This window comes from Paenibacillus sp. B2(2019) (assembly GCF_008370385.1).
Lineage (GTDB): Bacteria > Bacillota > Bacilli > Paenibacillales > Paenibacillaceae > Paenibacillus_AQ.
Genome location: NZ_VTZR01000025.1, coordinates 172503 through 182121 on the forward strand (window position 1 = coordinate 172503; position 9619 = coordinate 182121).

The window sequence follows — 9619 nt, forward strand, 5'->3', positions numbered from 1 at the left end:
TTCGGCTGCCCCATCTTATAAGGAGTGATCTTGAATGCCAAACGCTAAGGGATGGCGCACAAGAAACGAAATGATGGATACAGGCGCGGCCTGCTTTATACCAGATGCTCCTGGGGCATTAACAGGTAGATGGCAAGGATCACCGCCAGAAGATGGAATCATGCTCACTCGCGGTCGTTGCGCTGAACTTGGCGCACCAGTGAAAGATAGAGAATATCCGGTTGTCTTCATTTATCGCGTTCAAACTAAGGATGATTATAGGTATGTACCTTTTTACCATAGACAAGCCCATGAGATTGACCGTAAGAAAACTAACTACTTAGAAGAACGAGTGCTTCAACGGAGAGCAAACGAGGAGGTGGATAAACGTGACCCATCAGACATATTGGAAGCCTAAGAAAGAAGAGAAACCTAAGAAGACAAACAGCCTAGGGCAACGCAAGAAGGAGAAGAAAGAAATATCTCCTTTAAAACAAAAGATATTCGCAGATCATAAACCCGGTAAAAGCTCAAAACAGCGTTGTGAGTTTCCAGCTTCAGTAATTAAGGAATTGATTACAGAGGCTGACGGTAAATGTTCACATTGTAAAACTGCCCCAGATACAACAACACATCATGTCATGCCACGAGGACGAAAGGGCAGGGGTGTAAAGACAAATGGGTTACGCCTTTGTGGGATGTGTCACGACATTATCCAAACTGATGAAGAGCTCTTACAATACTGGATTTCAGTATTTTGGAATAAGTACGGTGATTACTTTTGGTTTGATGAACAGGATTGGAACGAACATAATCACAAGTTAAATAAGCAGATGGAACTAGAGAAGGTAAAAGAAGAACGACTGCAGCAGATTGAACCTTTAGCTGATTTAATCATAACGGCTGCTGGCAGGGATCTCCGAGCAAAGGAAATTAGATTTCTGGAATCATTAGAAACAAAGGATCTAAATACCTTCACAGCAATGTTTACTGATGCTCTTAATGGATATGCTGCACAGGGATCTTACCATCCTAATGACCGATTTGAAGATTAGAAAATTCATATAACAACGTGAGGTGATTATTTGCATGACCGAAACAGAACAGCGCAGACACTTCCAGCGAATCAAATCCTTGAGTACCAATAAATTTTGGAAGTACATGAATGTACTTCATACAAGGGCGTATACCAAAGCTGAAAACCATTATCAAGAGGCTATGGATATTGTATTAACACCAAAGCAAAAAGCAGCAGTAGTTGCCAAGGCTAATGAGATTAGAGAGTTATGGGATGGAATGCCACCGATCACGTTGGATGCTACAGAGGATGCAGAAATGCGGGAATTGGGAGTTTAAATCAAATTCGGCATAGCCCATAGGAGAGGCATACACAAAGGGCAAGTAGGAGTTATTCAGAAGGTGGCTTTTTGTTCCCTTTCTGATACATGGAAACGCCAAAAACAATTCCTAAGCCAACACCTATTGCAATGTTGTGGACAAACAATCCAAAGGCAAGACCAAAGCATAAGCAAATAAATAAACTAATCGCCAATGAGGGTTTCTTCTTATTCATTAAATCACCTCAATATAATTTCCTAAATTATACCATAGGGAGGCATAACCAGTATGAGTATAGCCTTGAACGTATATGAGATTACTTACCCGGGCGAAGCCGGCGAATATGAATCGTATTCTGTTATCCGGAGTGGTTTAACAGCCGGGAAAGTGAAATATGCCGAATACGTTGAATATTCAGATCCATGGCCAGATACAACCTATATTGAATTTTTGAAGAAGATTCGCTGCCGGAAGATTGGTCAATCGACCCCGCGGCCCGGCGAGGCATCGTTCCCAGCGCCGGAGCGCATTGAAACGGTAAACAGGCTGATTCGCGAGATCGGCAGCCGTGGACGCAAGTTTTTATATCACGATAAGAAGGATCGATATTCAGAATTTCATTGGGCTGGTGGGAGGCTCTGGTATACAGATCATTATTCCGATATGCCATTGATTCTTGTGCCGGGAGCAGAAGGGAAAACCAATGAGCAGAAGCATCGCTTCAGCGACGGCGGAACAATGTGGGGACTGATCAACGACTTCCGGGATTTTATCTTTGGGGACGATGACGCCAACCACAACAACGGTTACGGCGGCCTATACTGCCCACATTGGGGCTATCCAGAAGAGGATATGAAGGCGATCCGGCAGTTTGCGTTTGAGTTAGGATACCTGAAGGAATCGGAGGTACAGCTATGAGCGAAGGGAAAGTTGCCTTACTTGTTACAATCGCGCGATTGCCAGAAGAAGCAATTATTGAGTTGGACGAACGGATAGGCGAATTGTTGCGTGAAGTGAACATAGATCATGACAATGATGAGCTAATATCAGACGACATGATGTCCACATTTAACCTGCTTACCATCGGATATGATGCTGCATGGACTGAGGTAGAGCGGTTATCGGAGGCTTTAGCAGGGATGCATAAGGAACGTAACAAGGTTCTGGCTGCTCTAGAAGAGTCACAACAACAGGTCAAGACTCTGAAAACGGAAAAGGCGCTGCTCGAAGGGGAGTTAGGTCAAGCGGAGGCATATAAGCACTTTGAAGCAGAACGGACCAAAGAAGCACAGTCCATCAACCGGCAATTAGCAGAGGCACAGCAGACCATATCCCGGCAACGGGAGGCGCTGGAATATTATGCACATGTGTATGTAGCGCACGAACGTCTTGAAGAATGGGACAACGGTAAGCGAGCAAGAGCGGCATTGGAAGGGGCACAGTCATGACACAAGTAAAGGATAAGACAGACCAGCAGCTTAACCGGGCGCTGGCGGAGTTGATGGGGTACAGTGTAACCGCAAAGAAGGGATACTGGCTCAAAAATCCAGACGGGACTATAATCGCCGACCCATTCAGCAGGAGTACAGAAGAAATCGCGTGGACATGGGCACCGGACTATTGCACCGACCCTGCTGCCAGCCTAGAGGTACAGGCAAAGGCGCTTGAATTGAATTACAAGGCGTATATTGACCACTTGGATGAGTTCGTAAACACTGATGAACTCGCGATATGTTCAGAACCAAGCTATAGAGCTATAGCAAGTTTGTTGCTCGCCAGCCCCCGAGAGAGGGCAGAGGCGGCATATGTCACGCTACAGGGGGAGAAATAGCATATGTACTATTTACGTAAGGAGCCGGAGGCGAAGACACTGCCGGAGATACGCAAGACTGACGGAACTGTGATACCAGAGAGATCATATATGAGCGATGACCGCGCGGTCTACAAGCATAGTGATTTTGCACGCTTCTATCGTGGCGGCTTCACCGGGCTGGATGGGCGCTATCAAGGGATGAAGGTGTACACCTGCAAGACGCTTAAGCGCATCCTTGAGTTGAGAGAGTCTACGCTCAGGGCCACCAATGAGCTGTTTGATGTGTACGACGAGACCGGAAAAGTAGATGTGAAGGAGAAAAACAATGAATAAGACTTGTCCTGACTGTAATGGTAGAGGTTATACCGATTATGGAGATTGCGATACTTGTGCTGGAGAAGGCGAGGTATATATTTCAAAAGCGGCACAGTACGAAGAAACAGACGAAGGCCATCGTCCGACAGCATAAACCCAGCAACGCGGGGGCCGTACCAGATTATTAAGGGAGTAGGAGTATCCCTCCTCTACCACAAGGAGGATATAACGTGAAACTTAAATATACATGTCCACACTGCATGATTAAATCTTACTCAAAACTTTGGAATGCCGAGACAATGAAAAAGTACGGAACATACTCAAATGAAATTTTCGAGATTCAACAAAGGGAAAACAATTCATTTCACATTTGCCCTAATCCAGAATGCAGAAAAGAGTCACAAATGTTTGAAGGTGATTTAATCAAGATCGGGGAGGAATACCAATGACACAAAGGGACTGGAAAAAGGATATGGAGATGTGCGAGGCGGCAACACCAGGACCATGGAGTTCGATCCTTGAGGATTTAGAAGAACGAGAATATTACCCAGCAGCATATCTCCCAACAGAGATCAAATCAGTGGAAGAAGTGGTTGTCGATTTTGATGGTATCAATCTTGAGACTAAACATTGTATTCCAAATGCTCAGTTGATGGCAGAATCCCGTACTGCCCTTCCTTACTGGCTACAAGAAGCCAAAGAACGCGGAGAACGGGAACAACGGCTGAAAGAAATGGTGGAAAACGAAATCATGTATTTAGAGACTGCTGGATTAACTCGAGCAAAGTTGTTGAGAAGAAAATTAAATTCCATTTACCCAGATACCCCAGCACCCAAGGAGGAAGATAACCAATGAATCTTAATTTATCAATGATACTAATGAAAAAGTATGTAGCCTGCCTAGAATGTGGTAATGAAAATCTTGGAAACGGTGAAGGTACGCTGCAGATTGAAGGTGACACCTTTCGGCGCACATGTAAATGCGGATGGAAAGTAGAAACGGATGCCACTGAGGCAGAGGTGGACCAATGACACTCACAAGGGAAGAGATACTGGCGATGGAGCCGGGACCGACATTGGATGAAATCACGGCAGAAATTGCATGTGGACGAAAAGTGCGTATGTTGAACGAAGTGACAAACAACTCATTTAAACCGCAATACGATAAAAAGGTAATAGATGAAGGTGCTGGAAGATACAACATTATTCCGCGGTACTCAACGGATATATCCGCAGCATGGGAAGTCGAAGAAAGAATCAAAGAAATGGCGATTGACGCACCACTGTACATCGGATATTACATGACAGAACTGCAATTGATTGTTGGTAATAAAGGATTTGATATGGTACATGCCACTCCAGAACAGCGCTGCAAGGCTGCTTTATTGGCTGTAATGGGATTATAACGGCCGATAGGCCTCCGATTCGACCGCAATACTTAGCGTAGCGGAGGCCGCAGGGCTGGATGAACTTATAAGGGGGCTGAGACACATGGATAAGCATGACATTGTATACGTTTTGATTAACACGCTGCATGGAAAGGTAGAAATGGCAACGCAAAACGATTCTGAGGCATGGGCATTTTATCGGGATATGAAGGGAATTCGAATACAAGTGTTCATGAACATGAATCTGATTGCAAGTATAGAGCCTACAGTATCAGCGCTGGATTAATTTAGGGGGCTGAGACCCCACACATTTAGGTATAAGGGGGAGAAGAGGATGAGATACAAGGACACTCAAAATGCATTGAGAGCCGGCCACAGACAGTTTATCTTTACTGCAAGCCCGGGCTTACCTGTAGATGTACTGGAGTGGGGTCCGAGCTGGGTGAGATTTAAGGATGCTTATAACACATATCCAATCAGCACAAACATGAAGATGTTTTCTATGATGGTGGAAGGTATTTACACAGAAAAAAGCCCTGACGCATCAGGGCAATAGCAGCTTTTATCCTCAAGTCGATTATATCATAAAGGAGTTGAGGGTTAATGATTAATGATCGGGCGTTGCTTGCGAGTTATAAAGACACTAAAGGGAAGTTAAATAAAAAGCTCGCTTCACTAGAAAAAGAACTTGAGCCATTGAAAAAGAAAATAGAATACTCCAAAGATAGGAATGAGCGTGAACTCTTACGTAAGCAGATGGAACCGATTAAATTAGATAAAAATATGATGGCAACTATTATAAGCGATCTGGATTATTCAATTGAGTGGATGGAAACTGGATATCCTCCAGGTTGGCGTAGAACGATTGATAGAAGATCTGGAGCTCAGCGTACAAGTGTATGGGATCCTGCATGGATGGAATATCTGACAGTCTATGAATTAGAATTTGAAGTTGCAGAGGTTGGCAGGCCATTAACCCGGGAAGAGGAATGGATGATCGAGGATGCCTTGGGGAATCTCTCAGAGCGGGAACGACAGTGCTATGTGCTTCATTACGGTTGCGGATTCTCATTAAGGCAAGTCGCAGCAGAACTAAGTTTAAAAAAGAGTGCTGTCCAATCGTACTTACTGAGGGCAAGGTCGAAAGTGGATAAAAACAAAAAAACAAGCCTATTTTTACAAGCATATTGATGGCATAGAAATAAAAAAACGAGAGAAAGCGTCCCTTCTCTCGTTTTTTTGCTGTGTTAATTGGCTACCTATGCTTCTGCATTTGCCAGCACAGTAGTAAACCAATTATCACGGTCATCCCTACTCCGAATGAATTTCCTTTCATTGCGATCATCTGATCGTGAACCCAATTAAAAATAGATGGGCCGAAAATCCCAATAAGGAATAGAGACACCTCCAACAAAAATTTCGCAGATAAATACCGACTTAGCATAATTGCAACCTCCTATTTATAATCCTGGGCTCCACGTCACAGCGTCACCCAGGCTTTAGAAGATTGAACTATATTAAGTTGGGTGGCGAAATTTTGCAGGAAAGCAAAGTTGTGTGAGGGAGGTTTTTTGGAGTTTTAAAAGAATGCTAAGTTGGTGACTTACTCTGCGAAAGTAAATCTTTGAACTCTGATTTGCTCTATTTACTGCTGAAATTAAGTGAATCAAATTTTATTTGGGTTTTTTGGTGTTTTTCTGATTAAATTGCAAATTAAAAACGGCCCGTCGGTTCTTCCCATTGCTCAAGATTCCTCAGTGGCCACAGTCTATTAAACCGCATAATAGTAGCGCGCGAACTGCCCCTAAATTCCAATTCCCTAATGCTATAACTCATCACTGCTCACTCCCTCACGAGAGACATTATATATCATCTTAACTAAATTAATAAATATAAAAAATCATATGATAATAGTTTTTTGCTATACGCTTGCCACCTATAGGTATAAGCTATAATTAAAGGAATATAAATAGGTATATGACGGGTGAGAGTCGCTAAAAAGCAACTCTTTTCTATGTTTGAAATAGACCATAATCTAAACCCCGAAAGCTGCAGAGGTGACGGCGAAGTAAGGTACATGGGTAAATAGTAGCAGGAAAATTATCCCTAAACATCGAAGTATGAGGTAGAAGGGAGGTGTATATAATGGAAATGTTTAAAGAATTTAAAAAAGCGGCGATTGTTCCGGGCTTTACACCGTGGAAATCAGTTTTATTGATCGCTCAAGAATACCTTAGTGATGATAAAGTTAAGGCGTTTTATCCAAAGGGTGATATGGAGTCTGATGACAATGGCCAATTGTATATTTTCACTGAATCAGATCTTTGGATTTTTCAAAAAGAAAACAGTATTGAAAAAATACAAGTGAAAAAAGATATTAAGGTTACCGAAATTACCCGTAGCGCAGTCAATAGTACACGTCCAACTGGATTAAATCTACAAATCCAATTAGAGTCAGGTGAAATTATTGATTTTAATGCAAGTGAGGGTGTAAATGAACAGTGGCTTGAAAATTTTAATAATTATATCGAGTTGGTTTTCACAAAACTTAGATAAAGTGATGGAGCACCTTCGGGTGCTTTTTTTCATGCTTTAAATACGGGGGTGGTGATAATGTAATGCCAAGAGCACGCGATCCAAACCGTGACCGCACACTAGAGATATGGCGTGAACACGGTGGGGAAATAACAAACAGGCAGATAGCGGAGCAACTGGACATTGACGAAAAGAAGGTAGCGGTCTGGAAGCAACGTGACAAATGGAGTGTTGTACAACAATCATCAAATAACGTTGTACAACAGCCAAAAGAAAAGAAAAGTGTTGTACAACAAAAGAAACCGAAGTCCAACAAGCAGAAAAAAGAAGTGGCTCGGGGTGATCCACCTGAAGTAGAAGCTGAGCTAACTGACAAGCAAAGAATGTTTGTACTCGAATATATGCGAGACTTTAACGCGACTCGGGCTGCATTAGCTGCCGGTTATTCAAAGAGAGCAGCTTATTCCATTGGATGGGAAAACCTGAGGAAACCTGAAATTCAGGCAGAAATCACAAGGTTGAAGGATCAGATGGTTGGTGAGCTCGGGTTGAGCGTTCATCGGGTTATCGCCGAGTATCTTAAAATTGCATTTGCTGATACTTCTGATTATGTGGAATTCGGGTCCCAAGAAGAAACAGTTATGAGTGAACACGGTCCAGTGTTAGATAACGAAGGTGATCCAATTACGAGACCAGTAAGCTATATGCGCTTTAAATCCTCAGAAGAGGTAGACGGAACGTTAGTGAGCGAGGTAAAGCAGGGACGTGAAGGTCTTAGTATAAAGTTTTATGACAAGCTCAAGGCACTGGATAAGCTGGAGAAGTATCTAGGCTACATGGACGAAGAAACTAAGCTCCGCGTTCAGAAACTACAGCTTGAAATTAAGGGTATGACTCCTCCAGACGCTAATGATTTGCCAGACGATGGCTTTATTGAGGCTCTCAAGTCTCAAGCGAGGGGAGTGTGGACAGATGAAAGTGAAGCGTAAAGCTGCTATTTTCAAATGGAAACCGTTATCTCGTAAGCAGATCCAGGTTCTTACTTGGTGGATGCAAGGTGAAAGCCCACATGCTGATAAAGATGCTTTGATTTGTGATGGTGCGGTCCGTTCCGGTAAAACATCCTCAATGTCCTTCTCATTTATAGTCTGGGCCACTGAAACATTCAATGGTGAGAACTTAGGGATGGCAGGAAAGACTATAGGTGCTCTTCGACGCAACCTTATAGGCCCGCTGAAGCAAATGCTTTACTCCAGAGGATACACTGTAGTGGATCATAGGGCAGAGAACTATCTAACTATCAGCAGGGGGGCGGTAAGTAACGACTTCTACCTGTTTGGCGGTAAGGATGAGCGAAGCCAGGATTTGATACAAGGGATTACGCTGGCAGGAATGTTCTTTGATGAGGTGGCTTTGATGCCGCGCTCATTTGTAGAACAAGCAACTGCCCGCTGTTCAGTAGATGGAGCAAAGTATTGGTTTAACTGTAACCCGGCTGGTCCTTATCATTGGTTTAAGTTGGAATGGCTGGATCAACTGGTAACGAAGCTTGCGTTACATCTTCACTTTACTATGGATGATAATCTCTCCTTGTCAGAACGTGTTAAGGAGCGCTATCGCCGGATGTACAGCGGGATATTCTATAAGCGCTATATCCTCGGACTCTGGGTGCTGGCAGAAGGCGTTATATATGACATGTTTGACCGGGACAAGCACACTGTTAAGACAGAGGATCGCCGTTACAGTAAATATCATATCTCTTGTGACTACGGCACCCAAAACCCGATGACGTTCGGGCTGTGGGGGCTTTTTTCTGGTGTCTGGTACAAGGTGAAAGAATACCACTATGACGGCCGCCAACACAGCCAACAGAAGACGGATGAAGAGTACTATCATGATTTGGTTGAATTTGTTGGAGATGTATCTCTACAAAGTCTTATCATTGACCCTTCAGCAGCAAGCTTTATAGCTACTGTGAGGAAATACGGCAAGTTCATAGTGAAAAAGGCAAAAAACGATGTGCTAGAAGGCATCCGTAATGTAGCTTCGGCGCTGAATACCGGAAAGATTCTCTACAATGATTGTTGCAAGGAAACTTTTCGAGAGTTTTCGTCCTACATATGGGATGAAAAGGCAGCTGACCGCGGTGAGGAGAAGCCTATCAAGCAAAATGACCACCAAATGGACGGTGACCGATATTTCGTGAACACCATCGTAATGCGTCCGGCTTCATTCTCATTTGATTAATAGG

19 protein-coding genes are annotated in these 9619 nt (G+C 43.5%); 17 read left to right on the forward strand and 2 right to left on the reverse strand.

Features of this window, described 5'->3' with window-relative positions:
• The first annotated feature begins 34 nt into the window (after positions 1-34).
• The 3 genes from PAENI_RS25805 to PAENI_RS25815 are packed head-to-tail and all read left to right on the forward strand — an operon-like array spanning position 35 to position 1335.
• Complete coding sequence (locus tag PAENI_RS25805) at positions 35-397, forward strand: hypothetical protein (protein WP_149647206.1); 363 nt, start codon at positions 35-37, stop codon at positions 395-397.
• A complete protein-coding gene (locus PAENI_RS25810) occupies positions 369-1034 on the forward strand; it encodes an HNH endonuclease (RefSeq protein ID WP_262495739.1) in 666 nt (221 codons plus the stop codon). The genes PAENI_RS25805 and PAENI_RS25810 overlap by 29 nt, the downstream gene beginning before the upstream one ends.
• A 34-nt stretch (positions 1035-1068) precedes the next feature.
• Positions 1069-1335 carry a hypothetical protein gene (locus PAENI_RS25815; RefSeq protein WP_149647207.1) on the forward strand — a complete coding sequence of 89 codons (267 nt, stop codon included), beginning with the start codon at positions 1069-1071 and terminating at the stop codon, positions 1333-1335.
• A gap of 52 nt (positions 1336-1387) precedes the next feature.
• Here the strand turns inward: PAENI_RS25815 and PAENI_RS32015 are convergent, their stop codons facing one another.
• Complete coding sequence (locus PAENI_RS32015; protein WP_188114692.1) at positions 1388-1552, reverse strand: glycine zipper domain-containing protein; 165 nt, start codon at positions 1550-1552, stop codon at positions 1388-1390.
• 53 nt (positions 1553-1605) lie between these two features.
• On the opposite strand from PAENI_RS32015, the gene PAENI_RS32760 reads away from it, so the two are divergent.
• The 11 genes from PAENI_RS32760 (at position 1606) to PAENI_RS25865 (ending at position 6024) form a co-directional block, all read left to right on the forward strand.
• Positions 1606-2235 carry a hypothetical protein gene (locus PAENI_RS32760; protein WP_262495740.1) on the forward strand — a complete coding sequence of 210 codons (630 nt, stop codon included), beginning with the start codon at positions 1606-1608 and terminating at the stop codon, positions 2233-2235.
• Positions 2232-2765 carry a hypothetical protein gene (locus tag PAENI_RS25825; protein WP_149647208.1) on the forward strand — a complete coding sequence of 178 codons (534 nt, stop codon included), beginning with the start codon at positions 2232-2234 and terminating at the stop codon, positions 2763-2765. The genes PAENI_RS32760 and PAENI_RS25825 overlap by 4 nt, the downstream gene beginning before the upstream one ends.
• Positions 2762-3148 (forward strand): hypothetical protein, encoded by a 387-nt coding sequence (locus tag PAENI_RS25830; protein WP_149647209.1) that lies wholly within the window; start codon positions 2762-2764, stop codon positions 3146-3148. Before PAENI_RS25825 ends, PAENI_RS25830 begins: the two co-directional genes overlap by 4 nt.
• 69 nt (positions 3149-3217) lie before the next feature.
• The gene (locus PAENI_RS25835; protein ID WP_223179003.1) at positions 3218-3463 is read left to right on the forward strand and encodes a hypothetical protein; all 246 of its coding nucleotides are present in this window, start codon (positions 3218-3220) and stop codon (positions 3461-3463) included.
• Positions 3456-3599, forward strand: a complete 144-nt coding sequence (locus tag PAENI_RS32020; protein WP_178944294.1) for a hypothetical protein — start codon at positions 3456-3458, stop codon at positions 3597-3599. Before PAENI_RS25835 ends, PAENI_RS32020 begins: the two co-directional genes overlap by 8 nt.
• Positions 3600-3890: 291 nt before the next feature.
• Positions 3891-4301, forward strand: coding sequence for a hypothetical protein (locus PAENI_RS25840; protein ID WP_149647211.1), 411 nt, complete (start codon positions 3891-3893; stop codon positions 4299-4301).
• Positions 4302-4315: 14 nt separating this feature from the next.
• Positions 4316-4477: a DUF3797 domain-containing protein gene (locus PAENI_RS25845; protein ID WP_316502934.1), complete on the forward strand. Its 162-nt coding sequence runs from the start codon at positions 4316-4318 to the stop codon at positions 4475-4477.
• On the forward strand, positions 4474-4851 hold the full coding sequence (locus PAENI_RS25850) for a BC1872 family protein (RefSeq protein ID WP_149647213.1): 378 nt from the start codon (positions 4474-4476) through the stop codon (positions 4849-4851). Before PAENI_RS25845 ends, PAENI_RS25850 begins: the two co-directional genes overlap by 4 nt.
• 85 nt (positions 4852-4936) lie before the next feature.
• Positions 4937-5119 (forward strand): hypothetical protein, encoded by a 183-nt coding sequence (locus PAENI_RS25855; protein WP_076298766.1) that lies wholly within the window; start codon positions 4937-4939, stop codon positions 5117-5119.
• Positions 5120-5167: 48 nt separating this feature from the next.
• Positions 5168-5389, forward strand: coding sequence for a hypothetical protein (locus PAENI_RS25860; RefSeq protein ID WP_149647214.1), 222 nt, complete (start codon positions 5168-5170; stop codon positions 5387-5389).
• Between the two features lie 47 nt (positions 5390-5436).
• Entirely contained in the window at positions 5437-6024 is a 588-nt protein-coding gene (locus PAENI_RS25865) for a sigma factor-like helix-turn-helix DNA-binding protein (protein ID WP_149647215.1), read from the forward strand.
• Between the two features lie 64 nt (positions 6025-6088).
• Here the strand turns inward: PAENI_RS25865 and PAENI_RS32320 are convergent, their stop codons facing one another.
• Complete coding sequence (locus PAENI_RS32320; protein WP_149647216.1) at positions 6089-6277, reverse strand: hypothetical protein; 189 nt, start codon at positions 6275-6277, stop codon at positions 6089-6091.
• Positions 6278-6978: 701 nt separating this feature from the next.
• On the opposite strand from PAENI_RS32320, the gene PAENI_RS25875 reads away from it, so the two are divergent.
• The 3 genes from PAENI_RS25875 (at position 6979) to PAENI_RS25885 (ending at position 9615) form a co-directional block, all read left to right on the forward strand.
• Positions 6979-7389 (forward strand): hypothetical protein, encoded by a 411-nt coding sequence (locus PAENI_RS25875; RefSeq protein WP_149647217.1) that lies wholly within the window; start codon positions 6979-6981, stop codon positions 7387-7389.
• A 62-nt stretch (positions 7390-7451) separates the two neighbouring features.
• The gene (locus tag PAENI_RS25880; protein WP_149647218.1) at positions 7452-8357 is read left to right on the forward strand and encodes a terminase small subunit; all 906 of its coding nucleotides are present in this window, start codon (positions 7452-7454) and stop codon (positions 8355-8357) included.
• On the forward strand, positions 8341-9615 hold the full coding sequence (locus PAENI_RS25885) for a PBSX family phage terminase large subunit (RefSeq protein ID WP_149647219.1): 1275 nt from the start codon (positions 8341-8343) through the stop codon (positions 9613-9615). The genes PAENI_RS25880 and PAENI_RS25885 overlap by 17 nt, the downstream gene beginning before the upstream one ends.
• Positions 9616-9619 lie beyond the last annotated feature (4 nt).

What these genes read in the sequence shown, in the direction of transcription:
- PAENI_RS32015 (WP_188114692.1), bottom strand. Translation starts at nt 1,552, where the DNA reads ATGAATAAGAAGAAACCCTCATTGGCGATTAGTTTATTTATTTGCTTA.
- PAENI_RS25850 (WP_149647213.1), top strand. Translation starts at nt 4,474, where the DNA reads ATGACACTCACAAGGGAAGAGATACTGGCGATGGAGCCGGGACCGACA.
- PAENI_RS25805 (WP_149647206.1), top strand. Translation starts at nt 35, where the DNA reads ATGCCAAACGCTAAGGGATGGCGCACAAGAAACGAAATGATGGATACA.
- PAENI_RS25845 (WP_316502934.1), top strand. Translation starts at nt 4,316, where the DNA reads ATGATACTAATGAAAAAGTATGTAGCCTGCCTAGAATGTGGTAATGAA.
- PAENI_RS25865 (WP_149647215.1), top strand. Translation starts at nt 5,437, where the DNA reads ATGATTAATGATCGGGCGTTGCTTGCGAGTTATAAAGACACTAAAGGG.
- PAENI_RS32760 (WP_262495740.1), top strand. Translation starts at nt 1,606, where the DNA reads ATGAGTATAGCCTTGAACGTATATGAGATTACTTACCCGGGCGAAGCC.
- PAENI_RS25880 (WP_149647218.1), top strand. Translation starts at nt 7,452, where the DNA reads ATGCCAAGAGCACGCGATCCAAACCGTGACCGCACACTAGAGATATGG.
- PAENI_RS32020 (WP_178944294.1), top strand. Translation starts at nt 3,456, where the DNA reads ATGAATAAGACTTGTCCTGACTGTAATGGTAGAGGTTATACCGATTAT.
- PAENI_RS25855 (WP_076298766.1), top strand. Translation starts at nt 4,937, where the DNA reads ATGGATAAGCATGACATTGTATACGTTTTGATTAACACGCTGCATGGA.
- PAENI_RS25860 (WP_149647214.1), top strand. Translation starts at nt 5,168, where the DNA reads ATGAGATACAAGGACACTCAAAATGCATTGAGAGCCGGCCACAGACAG.
- PAENI_RS25825 (WP_149647208.1), top strand. Translation starts at nt 2,232, where the DNA reads ATGAGCGAAGGGAAAGTTGCCTTACTTGTTACAATCGCGCGATTGCCA.
- PAENI_RS25815 (WP_149647207.1), top strand. Translation starts at nt 1,069, where the DNA reads ATGACCGAAACAGAACAGCGCAGACACTTCCAGCGAATCAAATCCTTG.
- PAENI_RS25830 (WP_149647209.1), top strand. Translation starts at nt 2,762, where the DNA reads ATGACACAAGTAAAGGATAAGACAGACCAGCAGCTTAACCGGGCGCTG.
- PAENI_RS32320 (WP_149647216.1), bottom strand. Translation starts at nt 6,277, where the DNA reads ATGCTAAGTCGGTATTTATCTGCGAAATTTTTGTTGGAGGTGTCTCTA.
- PAENI_RS25840 (WP_149647211.1), top strand. Translation starts at nt 3,891, where the DNA reads ATGACACAAAGGGACTGGAAAAAGGATATGGAGATGTGCGAGGCGGCA.
- PAENI_RS25875 (WP_149647217.1), top strand. Translation starts at nt 6,979, where the DNA reads ATGGAAATGTTTAAAGAATTTAAAAAAGCGGCGATTGTTCCGGGCTTT.
- PAENI_RS25885 (WP_149647219.1), top strand. Translation starts at nt 8,341, where the DNA reads ATGAAAGTGAAGCGTAAAGCTGCTATTTTCAAATGGAAACCGTTATCT.